Raw genomic sequence first — 23574 nt, 5'->3', positions numbered from 1 at the left:
ATCACGCCACGCTAGCGAACACCGCCCCCAGTCGGTGTACCGGACGTAGGCGCGCTCGCCCGGACTCAGATGCGGACAGGGGAACAGCCGGCGATCCGAAGGCTGGGCGTACGGGTCGCCGATGTCCTTGTGCCAGGCTGCGAACCAGGAAGGACTGATCCGCATCCGCTGCGCTCCCTCGGAGGTGATCTCATTTCACGGGGGCTGCTTCTTAGGCCTGTTGGGCGGGGCGGTTTCGCTGCCCGACCTTTGTGCTCCTTCCGGCTTCGCCTCCAGGAGTAAGGCCTGTTGTGCGGGAAGCTGGCTGGTGGGGGTGGAACCGGTCGAGGAGGCGGATGGCCATGTCGTGGTTGTAGGTGTGGGCCAGGTCTCGGGCCGTCCTGCCTCTGAGAACCAGGCCGGGATCGGCGCCGTACGCGAGGAGTATCGCGGTGAGCGCACTGTCGATCGGCTGTCCTGACTGGAGAGCGGAGTCGCCTTCGAGGTCGATGGCGTGCATCAAGAGGGTCTGCCCGCAGCAGACTTCGTTCACGTCGGCACCGCCGTCGAGCAGTCGCGTCAGGGTGGCGTGGTCACTCGATTCGACCGCTTGATGGGCTGGGGTCCACGGGTTCTGTACGGCCTGCTGCCGGGCGTTCTCGGCCGTTTCGTTCCTTGGCGGTTGACATGCGGTCTCCTCAAGGGCGCCGTCAAGGAGTGTCGTGACTGTTTCAAGATCGACTGCTGGGTCCCCTGTCACCTCAACCATCGCGATGACCTTGTCGAGCAGGGCCAGAGGCATGTGGTGGGCCAGGCCCTGTCGGAGCTGGGTGGCATCGAAGTGGGCGTCCTGGTCATGCCCGTAGAGATCCGCCAGGAGCTCTCGTCGAGATTTCGGTTCCACTGGGGGCATTCCTTCTCACACAAGGGCAGGGAACCAGAGCCCTGCCCGTGGCGACCATCCTACGAAGTGGCACCGAGTTTTTCACGGGAGCTTTACTGCTCGGCTGCTTCAAAATATTAGTCCGGATACACGCTGGTGACAGAGCCCTGTGCCCTGGCTTTGCGTAACTCGGGTGAACTTCCTAGTGCGGCCCGCTTGCGACGACACTGCTGTTCCATCCTTGGGAGCAACAACACTTTCCGTCCTCATGGGTTCGCCCGAGGAGGCTTGTTTGACCGTCCGGTTCTGCACCACTGTGGTCCTCGCCACTGCAGGTGCCACGCTCCTGGGGGCTCTTGCCGCTGCTCCGCCAGCGGCCTCGCGCACCCTGCCGCGGGGACAAGAAGATCTCAGCGTGATGTCTGATGAGGAGTACGCAGCCGCGTACGGGAAGGACCGTGCCCAGGCCGCCGGTCTGGCAACCGCCGCCACGCCGCCCGCGCGAACCCTTGCAACAGCAGGCGCCAGCCACTGGAGCGTCGTCAGGTTCGTCAGCACCGACGGTGAAGGGAAGGCCATCCCGACACGGGAAGGCAACAGCACTTTCGGCTGGCAGCATTTTTCCGGACCGCACAACATCCGCGACCCCAAAGTCATCAAGATCGTGACCAGCGAGCACCCCGTGAAGAAGGGTGCGCGACGCGAGTACGGAGGGGTGCTCACCAACCGCCTCGGGGCCATCCTCGCCCGCATCAAGGTCATTGCCCAGTACGACTACAAGACCGCGGACGGCGTGTCACTGCCTACTGTGAGCGGGTGTCACGGAACAGGTGCCCGGACGCGGTGAACGAAACATGACACCACCGTCCCCCACGCCCTTCGGCGACGACCCACAGCCGGCTCCGGTTCCCCCCTGGCGGAGCGAGGGACTCGCGCGGCTGCAGGCCACCCTGGTCAGGGCCATGCTCCGGTGCACGACGACTCCCCTTGGAGGCGGACCCGTCGTCCGGGCGGTCCTCCCCCTTCCGCAACAGCCCGACGTCGTACGCGTGGTCGTCTGGGACGGCGTCAGGCTGACGACGTCCCAGGCATATGACGTGCCGCTGCTCGACCGCGGCGGCCACGACATCCCCGCCGCCCGGTTGGTGGCCGCCGTGCGCCACCTGGTGCGCCACCCTGCCCCAGAACGGCAGACCGAGGCCGACCTCGTCCGGGACGCGTACGGCATCCCGGTCATGCCCAGCGAAACCCTGCGCGAGTTCCTCGACGCCCACCCCACCGCCCTGGACATCACCGACTCCCTCCACGCTGCCGCCACCGCCCTCACCGCAGTCACCGACACCGGCGAGCAAGACCTCCTCCTGCTCGGCTTCCTGCTCCTCGACTCCTCGCGAGCACGCCTCTACGTCACCGGCAACGCCCAGGCGGCCCCATACGGAATCGATGTCGCTCTGCGAGATGCGCACGGAGTACCCAGGGCCGGGATCACCGGCCTCGCAGCAGCCCTGCCCGGTCTCATCGCCGAAGACCAACTCCGCTACAACCCCTCCGACCAGACCGACCCCTACTGTTCCCAGGTATTCGACCTCACCCACTGGTGAAAACGGCAGGCCGGCCAAGTCCGAGGAGGGCTTGGCGCTCATTGGCGTCGAGCGGAGCTTCGTGTCCCGCGTAGGTGCAGAGGTAGGACGCGTCGGACGGCAGCCACTCCGCCGGTCCCTGTCGGCCCTGGACCGGTTGGAGGCGGCGGAGACCACGACCAGCGTGTCCCTTCGCGTACGCCTCCCTCCGCGCCGGGGACCAGGGCGTGCGCTCGGAATCGCAGACCTCCGAGACCTCTGCGAGCGGCACGAAGTGGTCGACATCGAGGCGGGCGGCGTCGGTTACGACGACCGGCGGTCAGCTTGCAGTCGGCTGCGACCTGCGGCGCTTCGACGGCTTCGGAGGGGATGACTTCCTTCCTCGTTTCGCAGCCGTCCGAGGCGTTCAGCCCGCGGTTCCAGTGCTTTCCAGGTCGCGTCGGTAGCCGTCGCGATGCTCGGGGGCCACCGGGAGCCGGCCGATCGCCTCGGAGAGCGGGAGGAGCGGGGCACGCCGGCCGAGCCCGCCGCCGCCGGCCCGAGGCCGGCGGCGGGCGCGGAGTGTGCTGACGGGGCGGAGGACAGCAAGGGCGGGGCGCAGAGGGCGAGCGCGGGCAGGCCCGCACCGCAGCAGGTTCTTGATCACGTACGCCGGTGTACCGGGCTACCAGCACCTACCGACAGGGGCCCGGAGGGCACCTCACCCGAGGAGGTGGCGTGGTGCACCGCAGGAACGTCCCTGCGCATCATGCCGGGCCCGGCGCGGCAGCAACTGTTGGCCGACGCCGCTTCACCAGCCCGGCGCAGCACCCCTTGGACCGCCAAGGTTGCGGAAGCGGTTACCTGGCGCCGGGACGGATGTGGGCCGAATACCCCACGGCCCGGTGGGCTTCGTGTGCGGAGGCAACCTTGGTCCTGAGCCTCGTCAGCGAGGGGTTGCGAGGGGGTTAGCGAGACGATGCGTCTCGGCCAAAGCACAGTGGGGCGCGTGAGGCGGGATAGACGGTGGCTTGCAGCTGTGACCTGCTGTGCGTGGGCTCCGAGTTGGTGTCGATTTGAGCCATACACGAACAATTTTTCGCAGAATGCGACGTTCCGTGGTTAGCGTTCGGTTCGCCTCGGGGGGAGGCATCGCACAACGTCTCCTCCCTCCGTCATGCCCTGACACAGGGCCGATGAGCAGGGGAAGGGGAAACTGATGAGTACACGGCGCAGGAACGCGGCCGGCGTGGTGGCGGGTGTTGCGCTCCTCGGCGTCGCCGGCATCACGCCGGCGAGCGCTGAAGGACAGTTCGAGTCCCACATCTCGTGGTGGACGGCTCCGACGGAGTCTCACCGGTGGACGGACAACAACAGCAGCTCGGACTACACCGGCATCTACTTCTCGGGGTGCCGCTCCGATGACGAGCGCTACGGCTACAACTACGCGTCGCTGACTCTGTGGAAGGACATTCCCGGCGCCCCGGACCGGAAGTTCGGCACCCGCGACAACTACTGCGGGTGGGTGGACTACGGCGACCCGAACAGCGCGGGCAACTACTACTTCCAGCTCTCGGACGTCGGTAACGGCGACTACATCAACATCGACTACGTCAAGGTCGGCTGGTAGCGGAGGGCCGGACGACGGGTTGGATTCACGACCCGCGATGGTGCCGCCCGGCAGGGGCGGTAACAGGAACAGGGAGGGATCGAGTGAAGATCGATTTGAAGTCGTGGGCCGGGACGATAGCCGGTGCCGCGCTGCTGGGTGCGGTTTCGGTGATCCCGGCGCACGCCGAGGGACAGTTCGAGTCGTCCATCAACTCGTGGCGGGCGGGTAACGAGTCGCACCGCTGGTGGGACAACAACAGCAGCTCGGACTACACGGGCATCTACTTCTCGGGCTGCCACGCGGACGGCGGCGGCGGGTTCAACTACGCCGGGCTGCAGCTGTGGAAGGACGTCCCCAACGCTCCGGACCGTTCCAAGGGAACCCGAACGAACTACTGCGGGTGGGTCGACTACGGCGACCCGGACGACGCCGGCAACTACTACTTCGCGCTGACGGACGTGTCCCATGGCACGTACCTCTCGGTCGACTACGTCAAGGTCGGCTGGTAGTACGGTCGTTGAATAAGTAGTACGAGGGTCCCGGTGGATTCAGCACCGGGACCCTCGCACTACCCACCATCCCATAACCAAAGCCACCCGCTGGCAGTGGGGTGGCGGATTGTGCGTTCATCCATGCCTCTGGTGTTTGATCACATTTCGTTCAGGTACGAGAAGACCCCCGTCTTCAATGACTTCAGTCTCCACATTGATGCGCGGGCAACGGTCCTCCTCGGACCGAACGGAGCCGGCAAGTCCACGCTGATGGCCATCGCCGCCTCCCACCTGTCTCCTTCCTCCGGGTCGGTCACGTTTGACGGAGGTGTCGCGAAGGGCCGCCATCTGACGGCCTACCGCAAGCGCGTGGCGTGGATACCCCAGCAAATCACCCCCATGCCCGGACTGACCGTACGCGAGCAGGTCGCCTATGCGGGATGGCTCAAGGGCATGCCGAAGGATCTGGCGTGGAAGGCGTCCAGGGAAGCGCTGCGCCGCGTGGACCTCACCCCCCTCGCGGGGCGCAGAAGTCACCAGGTGTCGGGCGGCCAACTGCGCCGTATGGGCATCGCCGGGGCGTTGACCCACCGCAGTGAGCTGATCTTGATGGACGAACCGACAGCCGGCCTCGACCCCACACAGCGCCTGGTCTTCCGTGAACTCGTCGGCGACCTGGTCGGCAGCGTCCAGGTGGTCGTCTCCACGCACCAGACCGAAGACCTCGCCGATCTGTACACGCACGTGGCCGTCCTCTCCCAAGGCCGGGTCAGGTTCCAGGGCAGCCCTGCCGAATTCCACGCCCTGGCGCCGGCCACCACGGGCGGACGCGAGCAGGCCGAGGCCGCCTACGCGATGCTCGTCGGACGGGAGATCTGACCGATGCGCCTCGCCACTCTCCTTCGGTCCTCCTCCGCCGTGCTCATGCTCGTCTTTCTCGCCGGCTACGTCCTGCTGCTCCTGTCGGAGCCGATCACAGCGGGCACCGTCCACGGGTACGGGCCATCCGTCCTCGGCAACGCCTCCTACACGATCCCGTTCGCCGCCGCCGCGTGCGCGGCGAGCGGAGCGTGGGAAGGCGCTCGCCTGCGCCGGGGCAACGTCTTCGGGCAGACTCCTTCCCGCAGCCGGCTCGCCATCGCCTTGCCGTTACTCGCGCCCGTATGGGTGATGGGAGTGGCCGGGATGCTGATCGCGGTCGGCATCGGGGTCTCCGCGGCGGGAACGCTGCCGCCTTTCTCCCATCTGGGCATGTTCGTGGTGTTTGCGATGCTGATGGCAGCCGCTACGCTCGCCGGATACCTCCTGGGCGGTCTTCTTCCGCACCTTGCGGCCGCGCCCTTGGCGATGGTCGTCGGGTTCTGCCTGACCGCGTTCCCCGGATCCTGGGACACCCCGTGGCCTCGCCACCTGGTCGCGGGTGCCTACGACAGCTGCTGCTCAATCGGGTCCGTCATCGACCCTGCGGCTGTGTGGGGGCCGCTCCTGTTCACCGGCGGAATCATCGCCGCCTCCCTCCTGGTCATCGCCCAGGCCAGCCGCTGGAAGCCCCTGGCGGTACTGGTCGCCGCTTCCGCCGCCTCGGTGTACCTGGTGGTGAACCTGAGCTACAGCCCAGTCACCGACCGGAACCCCGACGCACTGGTCTGCGACACCGCCGGCGCCCCGGAGGTATGCCTGTGGCCCGAGACACCGGACCGCTCCAGGATCGTGGCCACAACCCGCACCTACAGCGGACGCCTGCAGAGCGCCGGGTTCCCCGTGCTTGCCTCCTTCACCCAAAACCGTGACCTCAAGCCCGGACAGGCCCACTTCGGAGGCAAGGGCCAAGTGTGCGAGCAGGACGTGGCCGCCAACCTCACCAACACGCTCCTGCCCCCCATACCCGAGTGCGCCCGCGCCAGCCGCAAGTACCCTGCGTATCCCGCCCGGGGACCACTCACCGCTTGGCTGACCGCCATCGCCACCCAAACGCCCCCGGCGCCGGTCCAGGGCCGTATCTCACCCGACGACGCGAAACTCGCCCACAAGATCCTCACGCTGCCCTCCGACCGCCAACACGCCTGGTACGAGACGAACCGGACCGCGCTCACCGGCTGTGACCAGAATCCGACGCTGAATCCTGAAGGGGCAAGCCGGTGAACTGGTGGGCCGCATCCCGCAACGTCCCCACCCTCGCCGCCGTCACCGCTGCGACGGCCGGGGCCGGCCTGGCCTTCGGGCAGAGCCGCATCCCGGTGCCCGCAATGGTCGGCGGAGCCGGACACTTCCTTCTCGGCGCACTGATCACCGTCACCCCGGCCGTGATCTGGCTTGCATTCACAGGCCGCGCCCGAAATGCAACTGAAACGGTCGCCGTGCGGGCGGTCCACCGCCTCGACACCCTCCTCGCCGCTGTCTGTGCGGTCCTCACACTCGGCATGGCCGTTCTCGGACACTTCATGGGCGCCGAAGCCGTTGCCCTGGCGATCGGCCGGAACACAGTCTTCTACCTCGGCTTGGCACTCATCCTCAACCCCCTCACCGGGGCCCGGGTCGCAGCCCCAGTCCTCACCGCCATACCCCTGATCCTCGCCGTTGGAGGCTGGAAGAGCGGGGGACGCGGAGCCCAACCGTGGGCTGTCGTCCTGCACCCCTCAACCAGCGTGCCCGCCCTGGTCGCCGGTATCGCAGTCCTCCTTGCCGGGACTACGCTCAGCTGCCTCAAGCAGCCGCGCGGCACTTTCTGAACGACAGCCCTACGCGTATCGACGCCGCACTCCTCATTCTCATGCCGAGATGAGTTGAGGCGCAGCGGTCCGTCGTGTGGTCTCCAGATGAAAGGAGCCGCCGACCACGGGCCAGGCATCAGTCCCGTTGAGTGGGCCCGGGTCGGCCGAGAGGGAGGGCGGATCGCAGGGGGATTGAGGCAGCTCCTGATGATGCGCCTGGTCGGCCGCGGGGTCACGTATCCGGAGGCCGCCTCGGCGCGGCGCGAGGCGCGCCCCGGCGGGCTGGCGTCCCACCGTCCGCAAGGTCTGGCTCGACACGGTTCAGCCAGGTGAACCGGTCAGATGGCGGGCCGGGCCGCTGCGGGCGTAGCGGCCCGGGCTGGTGCCCAGTGCGCGCTTGAAGTACCGAGCAGCGTGCATCGCGTCCTCTTCCGGGCGCCGTCCCGGGGCAGGTGCTCCGGTGGCAGCGAGCCGCCGGTTGTCGGGCCGGTCGTTCCTGGGGGGCAGGTGCGGTCCCCCCGCTGGCGCCTTCGAAGAGCGCCGTGGCTGCTTCGAGATCGACAGTGGGATCACCAGCCGCCTGGGATTCTTGACCGTGCCGATGTCCTCTGCTTGGGTTCCCGACGTGATCGGACGGGAGGTCTGGGGTTCTGATGACGGTGTCGATGCTGGAGTTGCTGGCTGCTGACGGTCCGGATCCGGAGCATGCGGAGGCGATGATGCTCTATGGGCGTCTCGTCGGAACCTGGAACATCAGCAACCGGTACCGTTCCGGGGAGGGGCGGTGGAGTACCGCGGGCGGCGAGTGGCGTTTCGGCTGGGTGCTCGGTGGGCGGGCGGTGCAGGACGTCCTCTTCTGCCCGGAGTTCCACGACCGGTTCCCCGGCACCACCGTCCGCATGTACGACGTCACGACCGGGCTCTGGCGGATCACGTGGATCTCGCCGAAGCTCCCCTCCTATTTCGCCCAGGTCGGCCGGCCCGACGGGGCGGGTGGGATGGTCCAGGAAGGGACGGATTCCGAGGGCCGGCGCTCACGTTGGACGTTCACCGACGTCACGCCGACCTCGTTCCACTGGCAGGGGTTCAGCGCCGGTGCGGACGGCGAGTTCGAGCTGTTCCAGGAGATGCACGCGACACGCCGGTAGCCGGGTGGGGGGCGGAGAGGGCAGGATTCGAACCTGCGTGGGTTCCGGAGAACCCGAACGACGCGTGGTCGGTCCCCGATCAGCCGCTCCGGGCACCTCTCCCTGTGGCCCGGGCCGTTTCCCGCTCGGTCACAGGAACCAGATTGCATGATGCGTGCTGACCGGGTGCTGACGCGTGGGGGACTTCAGCGGTTGTCGTGGAGGTCCTGGTGCGTAGGGGGCCGTCTCCTTGTAGGGGTTGACGCCGGTGGCCTTCTGCGCGATGCCGCTGACCAGGTCGTGGCCGGCGGCGAGGGGCTTCGCGGCGGTGGCCAGGACGCTCTTGGGCAGGCCGGCCATGTCGGCGTACCTGTCGGACAGGGCGTGGCGGACCTTGCGACGAACGCGTCGTTGGCGCCCGGCGGGTAGAAAGACGCCGTCGTCCGGCTTGGACCATTTGCCCGGGCACCCCGCGCCGCCGAGGTGGCCGGTCGAGCGGAGGGTGAACGTGCCGGTCGGGGAGAGGTGGGTGCCGATCAGGCCGACGGTGCCCTGGAGCATGGACGGCTCGCCGTGGTGGTGGGCGACAAAGGACTCGGCTGCCTTGGTGTCTGCGTCCAGCCAGTCCTACGGCGGGGCGGCGGCCTGCTTCGGGAACTCGGCCAGGCGGGGCGGGGGGGGTGGAGAGGTCATGGCCGGTGTGAGGGTGCCGAGGGTGCGGAACAGGGGGTTGACGCCGTCGGGCTGCCTGTTGTCGATCAGGTCGGCGACGAGCGGGTCGGCTTTCGGGTCGCCGACCGGGCGGCCCGCGGCGCCGTCGGCGGCGCGGGCCTCGGTCGGTGGTGGGTCGTTCGTTCCTCACTCCGATGGCGTAGCGGCCGCGGTGGTGCGGGACGGGTGGGTGGGGGCGTCCGGGACGCCGACGGGGCGGAGGTTGGCGAACTCCTTGCGCAGGACGGGGACGACCTCTTCGCCGAGGAGGTCGAGCTGTTCCAGGACGGTCTTCAGGGGCAGGCCGGCGTGGTCGATGAGGAAGAGCTGGCGCTGGTAGTCGCCGGCGTAGTCGCGGAAGGAGAGGGTGCGTTCGATGACCTGCTGCGGGGAGCCGACGGTGAGGGGGGTCTGGGTGGTGAACTCCTCCAGGGAGGGGCCGTGGCCGTAGACGGGGGCGTTGTCGAAGTAGGGGCGGAACTCGCGTACGGCGTCCTGGGAGTTGGCGCGCATGAAGACCTGGCCGCCGAGGCCGACGATGGCCTGTTCGGGGGTGCCGTGCCCGTAGTGGGCGTAGCGCTCGCGGTAGAGGTCGACCATCCGCCGGGTGTGGGAGGCGGGCCAGAAGATGTTGTTGTGGAAGAAGCCGTCGCCGTAGTAGGCGGCCTGTTCCGCGATCTCGGGCGAGCGGATGGAGCCGTGCCAGACGAAGGGGGCGACGCCGTCCAGGGGGCGGGGGGTGGAGGTGAAGGACTGGAGGGGGGTGCGGAACTTGCCCTCCCAGGTGACGGTGTCCTCGTCCCACAGGCGGCGGAGCAGGGCGTAGTTCTCGATGGCGAGGTCGATGCCGTCGCGGATGTCCTTGCCGAACCAGGGGTAGACGGGGCCGGTGTTGCCGCGGCCCATCATGAGGTCGACGCGGCCGTCGGCGATGTGCTGGAGCATCGCGTAGTCCTCGGCGATCTTCACCGGGTCGTTGGTGGTGATGAGGGTGGTGGAGGTGGAGAGGATGAGGTTCTCGGTGCGGGCGGCGATGTAGCCGAGCATCGTCGTCGGGGAGGAAGGGACGAACGGCGGGTTGTGGTGCTCGCCGGTGGCGAAGACGTCGAGGCCGACCTCTTCGGCCTTCTGCGCGATGGTGAGCATGGCCTTGATGCGGTCGTGCTCGCCGGGCGCGCGTCCGGTCGTCGGGTCGGCGGTGATGTCGCCGACGGTGAAGATCCCGAACTGCATGGCTCCCCTTCCAGGGTTGTTGATTATTCAACTATAACCGGGGGGCGGGTGGGGTATTCCCGCCTGTCGGCGGTCGTGGCGTGGGATGTGCGGGTAGGGTGCGGGCCGTGTCCGGGTATGAGCGTGATCTCGTCGGGTACGGGGCCGAACCGCCCCGCGCGGGCTGGCCCGGCGGGGCGCGGGTCGCCGTGAGCCTCGTGCTGAACTACGAGGAGGGCGGCGAACGCAGCGTCCTGGACGGGGACGACGGATCCGAGGGGTACCTGCACGAGATCGTGGGGGCGCCGGCCGTCGTGGGCGGGCGGGACCTGAACGCCGAGTCGATGTTCGCCTACGGCGCGCGGGCCGGGTTCTGGCGGGTGCACCGGACGGTCGGGGCGCACGGGGCACCGCTGACCGTCTTCGCGGTGGGGCAGGCCCTGGAGCGCAACCCCGAGGCGGCGCGGGCCATGGGGGCCGCCGGGTGGGAGGTCGCGGGGCACGGATGGCGGTGGATCGACTACCGCGACGTGCCCGAGGAGGTGGAGCGGGCCGACATCGCGCGGACCGTCGAGACGATCGGGCGGCTGGTCGGGCGGCGGCCGGTGGGGTGGTACACCGGGCGGACGAGTGCGCGGACGCGGCGGCTGGTGGCCGAGGAGGGCGGGTTCCTGTACGACTCCGACGACTACTCGGACGATCTTCCGTTCTACGTCGGGGTGGGCGGGCGGCAGCGGCTCGTGGTGCCGTACGGGCTGGACGCCAACGACTTCAAGTTCCTGATCGTGCACGGGTTCACCACCGCGGACGACATGCTGGCGTACCTCGTCGACACGTACGACACGCTGCACGCGGAGGGGGCCGACCGGCCGCGGATGATGAGCGTGGGGCTGCACGGCCGGATCATCGGGCGGCCGGGGCGGATCCGGGCGCTCGACGGGTTCCTGCGGCACGTCGCGCAGCTCGGCGGGGGGTGGGTGGCCACGCGGGAGCAGATCGCTCGGCACTGGCTCGCCGCGCATCCGCCGCGGGGGGAGGTGCCGCAGGAGTGAGGGCCTCCTGCCGTCGGGGCGGCGGGAGGCCCTCGGTGTGCGGTGTGCGGTCTGCGGATCAGCAGGCCGCGACTGCCCCCACCCAGTTCCAGTCCGCCTGGGGGTCGGAGCTGGGACCACCGGGGGAAGTCCAGCGGAGGACGCCGCTGCGGTCGTAGAACTTCATCCGGTACTTGGACGGCTGGTTGTTCTTCCAGGAGCCGGTCCCCGTGTAGTTGTTCATGTGCCGGTCGCCGCACTCGTACACGTAGTCCACGTTGCCCGTGAACCATGTGCCCGACCAGAGGCAGCCGTAGCCGTACGGGCATTCGCCCGCGAGGCTGCGGGGAGCGTCCAGGTCACGGGCACGCTGCTCGCCCGGCAGCGTCAGCAGGCGGTAACTTCCACCACCCAGGGCGATCTTGTTGGCGCCGACCTGTCGGCCGCCGGTCGCCGCGAGGTTCGCGTCCACGGTGCGCTGGAGCTCATTGGCCTGCGCACTGCTCAGACCCGCCGACCTGGCCTGGGCGGAGAAGGCGGTCTGCGAGAGTGCGGCCGTGTCGGTCGCCTGGGCCGGGCCTGCCACGGCGAGGGCGCCGAGCAGGGCGGCGGCGAGCGCCGCCAGGCGGATACGCGTCGATGACATGGATCTCCCCTGGTCGTCCGGTCCCACCGGGTGGGCCGGATGGCGGGGCGCCCCGTCGGCGCCCCGTCCGCCGGAAGACTGACCCGGCGCGGAGGTTGGCCGGACGGTCCGGATCACGTCCGCGCAGCTCAGCGGGGTGGAGGGGGTGGACAACGCGGTTGTCCGGCGGACAGGCCACAGGGATCAGGGGTTGTTGCGGACTTCGTCCGAGACGGTGAAGGCGGTCGCGCAGGAGGGGCAGGCGGCCCGGCCGAAGAGGTGGGTCAGGCCCCGGGCGATGTCCTCGTGGCCGGCCCGCGTCGCCGTGCGGTGCAGGCGGGCGGGCAGCGATTCGAGGGCGGCCGGGTCGGCGGGCAGGAGCACCGCCCGGGCCGGGTCGGCCTCCAGGGGGTCGCCGTCCGGGGCGAAGGCGTGGTGGTCCCCGAAGCCGACGAAGAGCGCCGAGGCGCAGGCGGGGCAGTCGAGCTCGTACTCCTGCTCGAACAGGCCTTCCAGGCGGCCGGCGCTCCACACCCGCTCGCCCTCGAAGGCCAGGACGCACTGGAGGAGGTAGACGAAGGCCGGGGCGTCGTCCGTCGCGGCGTCGAGGAGGGCGCGGGCGACGGGGAGGAGCGCGGCGGTCTCGCCGGCGTAGCGGGCGGTGCGTTCCCCGTCCGCCGCGGACACGATGAGGCCCGCCATCAGGACCGCGTCGAGGGGGGCACCCGGGGCGCGGCCGGTGGCGATCGCGGCCAGGTACGGGAGGGCGGGGAAGCTGTCGTCGTAGACGGAGCCCTGGTGGCACAGGTCGTCCCACAACTCGCCCCACACACGGGCGTCCTCCTCACCTCCGAGGCGGGCGAAGGCTGCGGGGAGGTCGTCCGAGGGGCGCGCGATCATGGGAAGGCATTCTTCCGGATGCGGCCGCGGAGCGGGACGGCGGCCCCGGAGCGGTGGGGCTCGGGGGCCGCGGGGTCCGTTCGGGTCGGTGGTGCGCGCCGGGTGGACGACGGTGGCGGGGTGGGGAGTTCAGCCGGGGGTGGCGAGGGAGCTGGCGGAGATGCCGAGGGTGGTCCATTCGGCTCCCCGGCCCGTCCAGCGGGAGACGGCCAGGTCCGCGCCGATGCGGTAGACGGAGTCGGCGCCGACGGCGAGGCCGACGCCCGCGGTACCGATCGGGGTCCATACGTCCGGCACGTGGTCGTACCGCAGGATCCGGCCGGTGGCGGTGTCGACGGCGAAGAGGCCGGCGCCGCCCGCGTACAGATTGCGGGCAGGGCCGCCGATCCGGCGCCAGTTGCTGCCCTTGGCGTCGGCCTGCCAGACCTCCCGGCCGTCGGGGGAGATCCGGGCCACGTAGTCGGGCCCGACGGCGAAGTCGGCTCCGGGGCCTCCCGCGTCGACCCAGTCGTCGCCGAAGCCCGTGTAGCGGAACAGGGCTCCGGTGTCGGGGCTGGTCGCGAAGAGGCCCGCGCCACCCGCGTACAGCCGGGCGGCGGCGGTGCCTATGCGGACCCATTCGGTGCCCTGGCCGGTCCAGCGCATGACGGCGTCCCGGTGTTCGGTGATCCCGTAGAGGGCGTCCCCGGCGGTGGCGAACTGGTCGCCGGGGAAGCCGATCTGGGACCAGGAGCTGGAAGGCTCGTCGTACTTGAAGATGCGGCCGTCGCCGGTGTGGGTGGCGAACAGGCCGGCCGCGCCGGCGTAGACCTTCTCGGCCGCGGGGCCGATGACCTTCCAGGAGCCGTCGCGGGCGGTCCACCGCAGGACGCTGCGCCGGTCCTGGGAGACGGCGTAGGCGGTGCCGGGAGGGGACTGCGGGGTGGGGGCCGGGGCGTCGGGGGCCGGTGGGGCCGGGGTACCCGGGGCGGGGAGGGGGCCGGGGAAGGAGGGGAGGGGGGCGGGGGTGGACGAGGGGGAGGGGGGAGGGGCGGGAGAGGGGGTCGCGGGGGGTGCCGAGGGGCTCGCCCGGTGCGGCGGGAGGGGCTGGACGTGGGGGGTTTCGGCGGTGAGGAACGTGTGCCGGTGGCTCACCAGGACCCCGGTGAGGGTGGCTGCCGCGATGACCACGAGGGCGAGGAGGGCCCCCGGGACGGCCGTCGGGGCCCTGGCGGGCCCGGTGGGGCGGAGTGCGGGGACGGAGGGGGCGGCGGGGACCGCGGGAAGGGTGTCGAGGCGTTCGAGGACGACGCCCTCGACGAACTCGTGGGCGCCCCGGTCGGCCCGGGTCCGTTCCCACAGCCAGGTGGCGTCCTCGCGCTGTTGTTCCAGGCTGTGGCGCAGCCGGATCAGTTCCGTGGACAGGGGCTTGTCGGCCGTCGGGGGCGGCTCCTCCTCCGGCTCCTCGCCCGGGTCGGTTCCGGGGGCGTCGGAGGGTGGGGGTGCGAGGGCCGGCAGCCCGCGGCGTGCGGCGGCCTCGTGCCGGGCCCGGACTTCGGAGACGGCCCGGCGTGCGGCTTCCTCGGCGGCCCGGGCGGTGACCAGCTGGTCGAGCGCCTCGTCCAGCCGGCCCCGTAGGCGTTCGGGCGGGGAGGCGTGTGGCCCGGGTGCGGAGGTGGCGTCCGGTGCGTCGTCCGGCTCGGCGACTTTGGCCTGATCCCGGAGCATCGCCATCAGGGACAGCAGCCCCTCGACCAGACGGCCGGAGGTGGCCAGGTCCTCCTGGGCCCGGCGCAGTGCCTCCTCCAGGCCCGGTGCGGGAGTGGCCTCGGCCTCGGCCTCGGCGTCCGCGGTCAGTGCCTGGGCGTGCAGCGTCCGGGCCTTGGCCAGGAGCCGCTGGCGGCTGCGGGGGTCGCGGACGCACTCCCCGACCACAAGGCCGAGGCGCCCGAGCGGGATGATCCGGGCGCCCGAACGGTATTCGCTCCAGGCCGTCTTGCCTCCCCCGAACCGCTGGGCCAGGTCCCTTACGGTCAGGCCGGTGGTGACCTGTCTCAGCAGTTCGGCCAGTTCGTTGGCGGCCCGCGAGCGGCCCTTCGGAGCTCCTTGTGGTCGTCCTGCCCTGGCCATGGTGTTCCCCCTGGTGTCCGCGGTCCGTGGCGGTCTGCGCCCGCCGGGCCTGCGAGTGCAACAGGTGGGGCCGGCCGCGTCCATATCGGGGTGGGGCGGCTGTCCGAAAGGCGGCCCGTGCGCGTGAAGGCCGGTGCCCCTGGGGGGGTACCGGCCTTCACGGGCGGGGAGGTCAGGCGGCGAGTCGGGGTTCCGGGGCGGTGGGGGCCGGCTTCCTGCCGCGCATGACGGCGGCGGCCAGCAGGGCGGCGGCGAGGAGGCCGGCGGCGCTGAACGTGAAGGTGGTGGCCATCGCGGAGGTGAAGGCCTCGCGGGCGGCGCGGACCGGGCCGGCTTCGCCGTGGGCGGAGGCCAGGGCCCCGGCGAGCGAGTGCCTGGCCTCGGCGGGGGCCCCGGCCGGCATCCGCTGCGCGTAGCCGCTGGTGAGCAGGGAGCCGAGGATGGCGACGCCGAGGGCGGTGCCGGCCTGCTGGATGGTGTCGTTGAGGGCCGAGCCGACGCCCGCCCGCTCCTCGGGGATGGTGGCCATCAGGGCGCCCACCGCGGCCGGCATGGCCAGGCCCGCGCCGAGGCCGAGGAGCCCGAGGGCGACGGCCGGGACGGTGAAGCCGGTGTCGGCGGAGACGGTGGTCAGGAGGGCGAACGAGGAGGCCATCACCAGCAGGCCGGCCACGACCAGGGGGCGGTGGCCGGTCCTCGCGGCGAGGCCGGCTCCGGCGGCGTTGCCGGCGAGCGCGGCGACGGCCAGCGGGACGAAGGCGAGGCCGGCCTTGAGGGGCGAGTAGCCGAGGACGAACTGCAGGTACTGGGTGAGGACCAGGAGCAGGCCGCCGTTGCCGATCTGGACGAGGGTCAGGGAGAGCGAACCGCCGCTGAAGTCGCGGTTCCTGAAGAGGACGAGCGGGACCATCGGGGAGTCGGTGGCGTTCTCCCACGCGACGAAGCCGACGAGGGCGGCGACGGCGACGGCGAGGGTGGGCAGGGAGCGGCCGCCGAAGGCGCCGTGCTGCGGGATCTCGATGATCCACCAGACGAGGGCGGTCATGCCGGTGGCGGAGAGGACGGCGCCCAGCGGGTCGGGCTTCTGCCAGGGGCCCTTGGACTCCGGCATGAGGGTGAGGGCGGCGACGACGGCGAGCGCGACGACGGGGACGTTGATCAGGAAGATCGAGTGCCAGGAGAACCGGTCGATGAGGACGCCGCCGAGGACGGGGCTGCCGACCAGGCCGAGCATCGCGACGGAGCCCCAGGCGGCCATGGCCTTCGGCCGCTCCTCCTCGTCGAAGACGGTGACGAGGAGGGAGAGGGTGGAAGGCATGATCAGCGCTCCGCCGATGCCCATGGCGACGCGTACGGCGATCACTTCGGCGGGGTCGTCGGCGAAGGTCGCGGCGAGCGAGGCGGCACCGAAGAGCAGCAGGCCGGTCAGCATGATCCGGCGGCGGCCGAACCAGTCGCCGAGGCTGCCGGAGGTGAGCAGGAGGCCGGCGAACACCAGGATGTAGGAGTCGAGGATCCACTGGGTGTCCTGGGCGCTCGCGCCGAGGTCGGCGGTCATGGACGGGACCGCGACGGTCAGCGCCATGGAGTCGACGACGAGGACCAGCGAGCTCAGGCACAGCACGATCAGGATCCACCAGCGGCGTGGGTTGCGGCGGGTTTCCATGGGTGGGTCCCTCTCTCTGCTGCACGGCGGTGCCGGCGCTCGGTGCGCGTACGGCGTTGCTTGATGCGAACACCGTACGCGGAACGGAACGCTGTACGCAAGGGCTCCGGTCAGAGGGCCGCGAGGAAGGCGCGGACCTCGGCGGCGAAGCCCTCGGGGTCGGCCTGCTGGACGAAGTGGTCGGCGTCCAGGGCGCGGTAGGCCGTGCGGGGCCGGCGTGCCGCCATGGCGAGGGCCTGGTCTGCGGGGAGGACCTGGCTGCGCAGGCCGTGGACGAGGAGGGCCGGACAGTCGGTGGCGAGCCACTGCTTCCAGTGGTCGCCGTGGACGAGGTTCTCGGAGTCGACGGTGTCCTGCGGGTGGAAGGGCAGGCGCCAGCCGGTGCCGTCGGACAGGGGGCGCAGGACGGGGCCGAGGACGGCGGCCAGGGGGCCGCAGGCGGCGGCGAGTTCCTCGCGGGTGGGCGCGGTGTAGGGGAAGCCCAGGACGAAGGAGAGGGGGCTCGCCCCGTGGTCGGGGAGGTCGGCGGCGGTGTCGACGTTGATCAGGGCCTCGACCAGTTCCGGGCGTTCGGCGGCCAGGTGGCAGGCGTTGATCGCGCCGAGGGAGTGGCCGAGGAAGACCGCCCGGTCGATGCCGAGGCGGTCGAGGAGGGCGAGGAGGTCGGAGAGGTAGCCGGCGCGGGTGTACTCGGGGGCGCGGTCGGAGTCGCCGTGGCCGCGCTGGTCGGGGGCGATCACCCGCCACTCGGGGCCGAGGGCGGCGGCCAGGGCGGTGAAGGAGGAGCCCTCGGAGAGGTGGCCGTGGAGGGCGACGAGGGGGCGGCCGGTGCCGCCGAAGTCGAGGTAGGACAGGGCGCGGCCGTCGACGGTCAGGGTGGCGCGGGTGGGCCGGGCGGTGGTGGCGGTGGTCATGGCGTACTCCCTCGGTTCGGGCGGCGGGCTTGCCGAGAGTGACTATACGCACGTATATGACAGTTGTTCAATACGCTTGTATGAATCGGTGGTGCGGGTCCGTTCCCACCTCGGCGTTCGACCGGGACCCCGAGCGGCCGCCGCCCCGTGTCGAGGGCCCCTCCAGGGGTTCTTGAGGGGGTCCCGAGCGGGGGCCCCGATGCTTTCGGCCAAGGCCGACGACATGGGGGAGACGCAATGGGTCACGGTCCGCAGGACGTCCACGGCGGCGTCGACCCGCACCTCGGCCGGTACGCCGCGCGCACCGCGGGCATGACGGCCTCGGAGATCCGGGCGCTGTTCGCCGTCGCCAGCAGGCCCGAGGTGGTCTCACTGGCCGGCGGGATGCCCAACCTGGCCGCGCTGCCGCTGCGGGACATCGCGGCGCAGACGGCGCGGATCATCGCCGAGGACGGCCTGGCGGCGTTGCAGTACGCGTCGGCGCAGGGCCTGCCGGAGCTGCGGGAGCAGATCTGCGAGGTGATGGCGCTGGAAGGCGTCCGCGGCCACCCGGACGACGTCGTGGTGACGGTCGGCTCGCAGATGGGACTCGACCTGGTGGCCCGGCTGTTCTGCGACCCGGGTGACGTGGTGCTGGCCGAAGGCCCGTCGTACGTCGGCGCGCTGGGCTCGTTCGCCACGTACCAGGCGCAGGTCGTGCACGTGGCGATGGACGAGCACGGCCTGGTGCCGGACCGGCTGCGGGCGGCGCTGCGGCAGGCGAGGAACGCCGGGCGGCGGGTGAAGATGCTGTACACGATCCCGAACTTCCACAACCCGTCCGGGGTGACGCTGGCGGTGGGGCGGCGGGCGGAGATCCTGGAGATCTGCCGCGCGTACGGCGTGCTGGTGGTCGAGGACAACCCGTACGGCCTGCTCGGCTTCGACGGCCGGACGTACCCGGCGCTGCACTCCCTGGACCCGGAGAACGTCGTGTACCTCGGCTCGTTCTCCAAGACGTTCGCCCCGGGCCTGCGGGTCGGCTGGGTGCTGGCGCCGCGCGCGGTACGGGAGAAGCTGGTGCTGGCCGCGGAGTCGGCCACGCTGTGCCCGCCCACGCTGAACCAGATGGTCGTGTCGCGCCACCTGGCCACGCAGGACTGGCGCGGGCAGATCGATGCCTTCCGGGAGACCTACCGCGAGCGCCGTGACGCGATGCTGCGCGCCCTGGAGGACCACCTGCCGCCCGGCTGCACGTGGACGGAGCCGGACGGCGGCTTCTACGTGTGGGTGAGGGTGCCGGAGGGCGTGGACACCCGGGCGATGCTGCCGCGCGCGGTGGACGCGCGGGTGGCGTACGCCTCGGGCACCGGGTTCTACACGAACGGGCTCGGCGGCCGCCGGATGCGGCTGTCCTACTGCTATCCCCCGCCCGGGCGGATCCGCGAGGGCGTCCGCCGGCTGGCCGCGGTGCTGGAGGCCGAACCGGCGCTCGCGCCCGCCTTCGCCGGGCCGGCCCCCCGCCCGGTGGCGGGGCCGCGCGCGCTCGCGCCGGAAGCGGTCTGACGGACGCGGCAGCGCGCGGCAGCGGCGGCACCCGAAGGACGCAGGAAGACGGACGACGGACGAAAGGACGCGACGACGGTGAACAGCACCTGGTTCCGGCGCTACACCACGGCCCCGGGGAACGCCCCGCGGCTCGTGTGCTTCCCGCACGCGGGGGGCTCGGCGACGGCGTACAAGTCCCTGGCACTCGCGCTGGCCCCCGACGTCGACGTGGTGTCCGTGCAGTACCCGGGCCGCCAGGACCGTTTCGGGGAGGCGCCGTACACCTCCCTGGAGCCGCTCGTCGAGGCGGTGTCCGGGGAACTGGCCCGCGCGCTGGCGGCGGAGCCCGGGCGGCCGTACGCCCTGTTCGGCCACAGCATGGGCGCGCTCGTCGCGTACGAGACGGCCCGCCGGCTGGAACGGGCCGCTCTGCCCGCCCCCCGGCGGCTGTTCGCCTCCGGGCGGGGCGCTCCGCACACCCGGTCCGGGGCCCACTACCGGGACTACGGCGACGCGGACGTGCTGGCCGAGGTGCGCCGGCTCAGCGGCACCGACCAGAGGCTGCTGGACAACCCCGAGATCCTGGAGATGGTGCTGCCGGCGCTGCGGGCGGACTACCGGGCCGTCGGCACGTACACCTGGAGCGGCGGCGGACCGCTCGCCACACCGGTGACCGCCCTGACCGGGGACAGCGACCCGATGGTGACGCTCGCGGAGGCACGGGCGTGGCGGGAGCACACCACCGGCGGGTTCGGGCTGGAGGTCTTCCCCGGCTGCCACTTCTACCTCGACGAGCAGCGGGCCGGGGTCGCCTCGGCCGTCGTGGAGGGGCTGCTCGCCCCGGCGGCCGCCGTCTCCTGACGGCGCCGGCGCAGCGGCGGGGGGGGGGGGGGGGGGGGGGGGGGGGGGGGGGGGGGGGGGCGCCGCGGCCCCGGGGGCCCCGCCCCCCCCCCGCGGGGGGGGGGGCGGCGGGCGGCGCCGCCCGCGGGCGGCGGGGGGGGGGGGGGGGGGGGGGGGGGGGGGGGGGGGGGGGGGGGGGGCGGGCGCGGGGGGGGGGGGGGGGGGGGGGCGCCGGCGCCCCCCCCGCCCCGGTACCGCTGTGCGCCCGTCCGGTCAGAGGACGGCGCCGTCCCTCGTCCTCCTGCGCAGGCTCGGCCTGCTGGACTGCGCGAGGTCCTTCCACATGTCGGACAGGCCGGTGACGGTGCGCGCCGCGAACAGCCGGCGGATGGTCACCTCCTGGTTCAGCTCCGCGCGGATCAGGCCCACCAGCCGGATGGCGCGCAGGGAGTTGCCGCCGAGGTCGAAGAAGTCCTCGTCGATGCCGACCCGGTCGAGCTCCAGCACCTCGGCGAACGCCTTGGCGAGGACCCGTTCGGTGTCGTTCCGGGGGGCCCGGTACGTTCCGCCGTCGGACGCGGGCTCCGGCAGCGCCGCCCGGTCCAGCCTGCCGTCGGCGGTCACCGGCAGGCGTTCCAGGACGGTGAACGCCGAGGGCACCAGGGACTCCGGGAGCCACCCGGCGGCGAAGCGGCGCAGTTCCTCTCCCGTCACGGTGCGGCCCGCGGCCGGGACCACGTAGGCCACCAGCCGCCGCTGCCCGGAGCCGTCCTCCCGGACGGCCACCGCGCACTGCGCGAGCCCGGTGTGCTCGGAGAGCACCTCCTCGATCTCGGCGAGCTCGACGCGGACCCCGCGGACCTCGGCCCGGGTACCGGGGCCGCCCACGTACTCCAGGAGGCCGTCGGTGCCCCACCGCACCCGGTCCCCGGTCCGGTACATGAGGGCGCCGGCCGGGCCGAAGGGGCAGGCCACGAAGCGCCCGGCGGTCAGGGCGGGCCGTCCGGGGTAGCCGCGGGCCACCCCGGGCCCGGCCACGTACAGTTCGCCGGCCACGCCGACGGGGACCGGGGCCAGACCGGGGCCGAGGACGTAGAGGGCGGTGCCGTCGGCCGGGCGGCCGACGGCGCCCGCGTGGCGCACGGGTGCGTCGGCGGCCAGGACGTGGCGGGCGGCGAAGGCGCCCGTCTCGGCGGAGCCGTGGCCGTGGACGACCGTCAGATCGGGGCAGGCCTCCCGGACCCGGCGCAGCGCGGCCGCGGGCACCCGCTCGCCGCCGGTCCACACCTCGCGCAGGCCGGCGAGGCGTTCGGGGCGGTCCGCCGCGACCGCGGTGAACAGGCCGGCGGGCAGCCACAGCGCGGTGATCCCGTAGGTCTCCCGGACCTCGGCGAGGGCGTCGGGGTCGAGGCCGGCCGGGGGCGCCACGACCACCCGGCCCCCGTTGAGCAGGGGCGTCCAGAGGTCGAGGGCGAGCGTGTCGCAGGTCGGCGGTGCGTGCCACAGCACGGTGGTGGGGCCTGCCTGCCGCCGGCCGGGGCCCTGGACGAACCGTGCCGTGGCGCGGTGGGTGACGGCGACCGCGGCCCGGCCGGCCGGTGCGGAGCCGTGCGGCAGGGTCAGGACGGTGTCGGGGTGCGGTGCGGGCGGGGCCTGCGGGGCGGGGTCGGCCGCCTCGGCGAGGAGGTCCTCGAAGAGGAGGACGGGCAGGCCGGGGCGGTCCGGGAGGGGCGTGGCCGCACCGGTGAGCAGGAGGTGCGCCGGGGCTTCGGCGGCGAGTTCCGTGATCCGCTGCGCCGGGGACGCCGGGTCCAGGGGCAGGTGGGCGGCGCCGGCTTTCGCCAGGCCCAGCAGGGCGACGGCCAGCTCCGGGGAGCGGGGCAGCGCCACCGCGACGACGGTCTCGGGTCCGGCCTGGCGGCGGCGCAGCGCCGCGGCCAGGCGGGTGGAGCGGGCGTCGAGTTCGCGGTAGGTGAGCACCAGGTCGCCGTGGACGAGGGCGGGGACGTCGGGGTCGCGTTCGACCTGGCGCGCGAAGAGTTCCGGAACGGATTCTTCCGCCAGGGGTGCGTCCGTGGCGCCGGGCGTCTTGAGCACGCGGTCGCGTGCGGCGCCGACCAGGACGTCGAGGGCGCCGACGGGCCGGTCGGGGTCGGCGACCACGGCGCGGATGTGGGCGATCAGCTCCTCGCCGATGAAGCGGAGTTCGGCGCGGTGGTAGAGGCCGGCGGGGGCGTCGAGGCGGACGTACAGGTCGCTGTCGGCGCTGCCGTCGGTGTAGACGCCGACGGACAGTTCCTCGAAGGTGCCCGTGGTGGCGCCCGAGTAGCGGGCGGGGCTGTCGCCGAAGTGGAGCTGTTCGGCGAACTCGACGACGTTGACGACGGCGCCGAAGCTGCCGCGGCCGCTCAGGACGGTTCCGGCGGCGCGCTGGATGTCCGAGTAGTGGCAGGCGGTGTGGTCGAAGATCTCGTACGTCTCGTCGGTGAGGGCGTCGGCGACCTCGGCGAAGGTCGCGCCGAGCGGGACGGCCGCCCGCACCGGGACGACGTTCACGGCCAGGCCCGGCGTCCTGCTGGCCACGCCGACGCGGTTGCCGACGGCCAGCGAGAAGAGGAATTCGGGCCGGTCGCAGCGGTGGCGCAGGTAGACGGCGGCGGCCGCGGTCAGCAACTGGGACTTCCACAGGCCCATCGACTGCGCGGCCTCGTTCCAGGCCTGCGCCTCGGCGTGCGGGACGGTCAGCGTACGGCTCACCATGCCGATGGTCTCGGCCACTTCCGACCAGCGGTCGGCGCTGCCGAGGGGCTCGGAGAGGGCGGCGCGCTGCGCGTCGGAGAGGGCCACGCGGGGGACCTGCGCGGGGGCGGGCGCCTCCTTGAGGTAGTCGCGCCAGAAGGCGGTGTCCTCGGTGAAGCGCGGGGAGGCGAGGTACTCCACCGCCTCGGCCGCGAAGGAGGCGGCGTCCCAGGGGTGTTCGGGGGCCGGTACGGGCTCGCCGCGCACGAGGGCGGTGTACACCTCAGCGAGGCGCCGCGAGAGGAGGCCGCCCGCGCCGTACCCGTCGGAGACGAGGTGGTGGTAGGCGATCACCAGGAGGGAGCGCGCCGGTGCGAGCCGGACCACGCCGAGCCGCAGCAGCAGGTCCCGTGCCAGGTCGAAGGGCTGCCGCACCAGGTCGGCCAGGGCCTCTCGGGCGGCGAGCTCGGGGTCGGCCTCGGCGGAGAGGTCGAGGAAGAAGGGCTGCCAGTCGCCCAGTGCGCGGGGGACCAGCCGCAGTCCGGCGCCCTCGTCGACGAAGTTGACGCGCAGCACCTCCGCCTCGTCCATGACGTGCAGGAACGCGGACCGGATGGCCGTGGCGTCCAGCTCTCCGTCCACGTCCCACATGGTCAGCGCGTGGTTGGGCGTGTCGGGCGCCATCTCCTGCGCCCGCCACATCCCTTCATGCGCGGACGACACACCGAACGAAGGCACACAGATCAACCCCTCAGCAGACAGGCCCGGGAAACCGGCGGGACGCGCAGGTCACCCCCACCTTCGGGGAAGCCCACCGGTGGTTCAAGACACCTGGGTGCCGGACGGGACGGGCCCGGCGGACGGGGGGGGGGGGGGGGGGGGGGGGGGGGGGGGGGGGGGGGGGGGGGGGGGGGGGGGGGGGGGGGGGGGGGGGGGGG

Annotated in this window: 20 protein-coding genes and 1 tRNA gene; 11 read left to right on the top strand and 10 right to left on the bottom strand. The window is 72.2% G+C overall.

Annotation, left to right across the window (positions count from 1 at the left end):
- Positions 1-211: 211 nt before the first annotated feature.
- A complete protein-coding gene (locus WDV06_RS26505) occupies positions 212-883 on the bottom strand; it encodes a hypothetical protein (protein WP_395512296.1) in 672 nt (223 codons plus the stop codon).
- 397 nt (positions 884-1280) lie between these two features.
- On the opposite strand from WDV06_RS26505, the gene WDV06_RS26500 reads away from it, so the two are divergent.
- From WDV06_RS26500 to WDV06_RS26465, 8 genes are all read left to right on the top strand, one after another.
- Positions 1281-1709: a hypothetical protein gene (locus WDV06_RS26500; RefSeq protein WP_395512295.1), complete on the top strand. Its 429-nt coding sequence runs from the start codon at positions 1281-1283 to the stop codon at positions 1707-1709.
- A 7-nt stretch (positions 1710-1716) separates the two neighbouring features.
- Positions 1717-2463 carry a hypothetical protein gene (locus WDV06_RS26495; protein WP_395512294.1) on the top strand — a complete coding sequence of 249 codons (747 nt, stop codon included), beginning with the start codon at positions 1717-1719 and terminating at the stop codon, positions 2461-2463.
- Positions 2464-3640: 1177 nt separating this feature from the next.
- A complete protein-coding gene (locus WDV06_RS26490) occupies positions 3641-4051 on the top strand; it encodes a hypothetical protein (RefSeq protein WP_395512293.1) in 411 nt (136 codons plus the stop codon).
- 83 nt (positions 4052-4134) lie between these two features.
- Entirely contained in the window at positions 4135-4542 is a 408-nt protein-coding gene (locus WDV06_RS26485) for a protein-tyrosine phosphatase family protein (RefSeq protein WP_395512292.1), read from the top strand.
- A 123-nt stretch (positions 4543-4665) separates the two neighbouring features.
- Positions 4666-5403, top strand: a complete 738-nt coding sequence (locus tag WDV06_RS26480; protein ID WP_395512291.1) for an ATP-binding cassette domain-containing protein — start codon at positions 4666-4668, stop codon at positions 5401-5403.
- A gap of 45 nt (positions 5404-5448) precedes the next feature.
- Positions 5449-6666 carry a DUF7224 domain-containing protein gene (locus WDV06_RS26475; RefSeq protein ID WP_463668229.1) on the top strand — a complete coding sequence of 406 codons (1218 nt, stop codon included), beginning with the start codon at positions 5449-5451 and terminating at the stop codon, positions 6664-6666.
- The gene (locus WDV06_RS26470) at positions 6663-7253 is read left to right on the top strand and encodes a hypothetical protein (protein ID WP_395512289.1); all 591 of its coding nucleotides are present in this window, start codon (positions 6663-6665) and stop codon (positions 7251-7253) included. The genes WDV06_RS26475 and WDV06_RS26470 overlap by 4 nt, the downstream gene beginning before the upstream one ends.
- A 641-nt stretch (positions 7254-7894) precedes the next feature.
- Positions 7895-8383 (top strand): hypothetical protein, encoded by a 489-nt coding sequence (locus WDV06_RS26465; RefSeq protein ID WP_395512288.1) that lies wholly within the window; start codon positions 7895-7897, stop codon positions 8381-8383.
- Positions 8384-8395: 12 nt separating this feature from the next.
- On the opposite strand, the gene WDV06_RS26460 is transcribed toward WDV06_RS26465, so the two are convergent.
- The 3 genes from WDV06_RS26460 to WDV06_RS26450 form a co-directional block, all read right to left on the bottom strand.
- Positions 8396-8485: transfer RNA gene (locus tag WDV06_RS26460), tRNA-OTHER, on the bottom strand.
- Between the two features lie 27 nt (positions 8486-8512).
- Positions 8513-8923, bottom strand: a complete 411-nt coding sequence (locus tag WDV06_RS26455) for a hypothetical protein (protein WP_395512287.1) — start codon at positions 8921-8923, stop codon at positions 8513-8515.
- Positions 8924-9220: 297 nt separating this feature from the next.
- Positions 9221-10306, bottom strand: a complete 1086-nt coding sequence (locus WDV06_RS26450; RefSeq protein ID WP_395512286.1) for an LLM class flavin-dependent oxidoreductase — start codon at positions 10304-10306, stop codon at positions 9221-9223.
- Positions 10307-10413: 107 nt separating this feature from the next.
- Here WDV06_RS26450 and puuE point away from each other — a divergent pair, with 107 nt between their 5' ends.
- Positions 10414-11337, top strand: a complete 924-nt coding sequence (gene puuE / locus WDV06_RS26445) for an allantoinase PuuE (RefSeq protein WP_395512285.1) — start codon at positions 10414-10416, stop codon at positions 11335-11337.
- Positions 11338-11395: 58 nt separating this feature from the next.
- Here puuE and WDV06_RS26440 read toward each other — a convergent pair whose 3' ends face one another.
- The 5 genes from WDV06_RS26440 to WDV06_RS26420 all read right to left on the bottom strand — a co-directional run bounded on the left by WDV06_RS26440 (position 11396) and on the right by WDV06_RS26420 (position 17530).
- Positions 11396-11962, bottom strand: a complete 567-nt coding sequence (locus WDV06_RS26440) for a hypothetical protein (RefSeq protein ID WP_395512284.1) — start codon at positions 11960-11962, stop codon at positions 11396-11398.
- A gap of 183 nt (positions 11963-12145) precedes the next feature.
- Positions 12146-12841 carry a hypothetical protein gene (locus tag WDV06_RS26435; RefSeq protein WP_395512283.1) on the bottom strand — a complete coding sequence of 232 codons (696 nt, stop codon included), beginning with the start codon at positions 12839-12841 and terminating at the stop codon, positions 12146-12148.
- A 129-nt stretch (positions 12842-12970) separates the two neighbouring features.
- Positions 12971-14950, bottom strand: coding sequence for a hypothetical protein (locus WDV06_RS26430; RefSeq protein WP_395512282.1), 1980 nt, complete (start codon positions 14948-14950; stop codon positions 12971-12973).
- Positions 14951-15122: 172 nt separating this feature from the next.
- The gene (locus WDV06_RS26425; RefSeq protein ID WP_395512281.1) at positions 15123-16616 is read right to left on the bottom strand and encodes an MFS transporter; all 1494 of its coding nucleotides are present in this window, start codon (positions 16614-16616) and stop codon (positions 15123-15125) included.
- Positions 16617-16726: 110 nt separating this feature from the next.
- Positions 16727-17530 (bottom strand): alpha/beta fold hydrolase, encoded by an 804-nt coding sequence (locus WDV06_RS26420; RefSeq protein ID WP_395512280.1) that lies wholly within the window; start codon positions 17528-17530, stop codon positions 16727-16729.
- Positions 17531-17767: 237 nt separating this feature from the next.
- On the opposite strand from WDV06_RS26420, the gene WDV06_RS26415 reads away from it, so the two are divergent.
- Positions 17768-19075, top strand: a complete 1308-nt coding sequence (locus WDV06_RS26415; protein ID WP_395512279.1) for an aminotransferase-like domain-containing protein — start codon at positions 17768-17770, stop codon at positions 19073-19075.
- A gap of 78 nt (positions 19076-19153) precedes the next feature.
- A complete protein-coding gene (locus tag WDV06_RS26410) occupies positions 19154-19918 on the top strand; it encodes a thioesterase II family protein (protein WP_395512278.1) in 765 nt (254 codons plus the stop codon).
- 252 nt (positions 19919-20170) lie between these two features.
- Here the strand turns inward: WDV06_RS26410 and WDV06_RS26405 are convergent, their stop codons facing one another.
- Positions 20171-23359 (bottom strand): non-ribosomal peptide synthetase, encoded by a 3189-nt coding sequence (locus WDV06_RS26405; protein WP_395512277.1) that lies wholly within the window; start codon positions 23357-23359, stop codon positions 20171-20173.
- Between the last annotated feature and the right edge of the window lie 215 nt (positions 23360-23574).

The sequence above is a fragment of the Streptomyces racemochromogenes genome, assembly GCF_044129415.1.
GTDB classification, from domain to species: Bacteria; Actinomycetota; Actinomycetes; order Streptomycetales; family Streptomycetaceae; genus Streptomyces; species Streptomyces racemochromogenes_A.
Note: the sequence above shows the minus strand (reverse complement) of the source record. Positions and strands in the feature narration are given on the sequence as shown.

What these genes read in the sequence shown, in the direction of transcription:
- WDV06_RS26475 (WP_463668229.1), top strand. Translation starts at nt 5,449, where the DNA reads ATGCTCGTCTTTCTCGCCGGCTACGTCCTGCTGCTCCTGTCGGAGCCG.
- WDV06_RS26415 (WP_395512279.1), top strand. Translation starts at nt 17,768, where the DNA reads ATGGGTCACGGTCCGCAGGACGTCCACGGCGGCGTCGACCCGCACCTC.
- WDV06_RS26435 (WP_395512283.1), bottom strand. Translation starts at nt 12,841, where the DNA reads ATGATCGCGCGCCCCTCGGACGACCTCCCCGCAGCCTTCGCCCGCCTC.
- WDV06_RS26500 (WP_395512295.1), top strand. Translation starts at nt 1,281, where the DNA reads ATGTCTGATGAGGAGTACGCAGCCGCGTACGGGAAGGACCGTGCCCAG.
- WDV06_RS26455 (WP_395512287.1), bottom strand. Translation starts at nt 8,923, where the DNA reads ATGCTCCAGGGCACCGTCGGCCTGATCGGCACCCACCTCTCCCCGACC.
- WDV06_RS26495 (WP_395512294.1), top strand. Translation starts at nt 1,717, where the DNA reads ATGACACCACCGTCCCCCACGCCCTTCGGCGACGACCCACAGCCGGCT.
- WDV06_RS26450 (WP_395512286.1), bottom strand. Translation starts at nt 10,306, where the DNA reads ATGCAGTTCGGGATCTTCACCGTCGGCGACATCACCGCCGACCCGACG.
- WDV06_RS26480 (WP_395512291.1), top strand. Translation starts at nt 4,666, where the DNA reads ATGCCTCTGGTGTTTGATCACATTTCGTTCAGGTACGAGAAGACCCCC.
- WDV06_RS26440 (WP_395512284.1), bottom strand. Translation starts at nt 11,962, where the DNA reads ATGTCATCGACGCGTATCCGCCTGGCGGCGCTCGCCGCCGCCCTGCTC.
- WDV06_RS26425 (WP_395512281.1), bottom strand. Translation starts at nt 16,616, where the DNA reads ATGGAAACCCGCCGCAACCCACGCCGCTGGTGGATCCTGATCGTGCTG.
- WDV06_RS26430 (WP_395512282.1), bottom strand. Translation starts at nt 14,950, where the DNA reads ATGGCCAGGGCAGGACGACCACAAGGAGCTCCGAAGGGCCGCTCGCGG.
- WDV06_RS26490 (WP_395512293.1), top strand. Translation starts at nt 3,641, where the DNA reads ATGAGTACACGGCGCAGGAACGCGGCCGGCGTGGTGGCGGGTGTTGCG.
- WDV06_RS26420 (WP_395512280.1), bottom strand. Translation starts at nt 17,530, where the DNA reads ATGACCACCGCCACCACCGCCCGGCCCACCCGCGCCACCCTGACCGTC.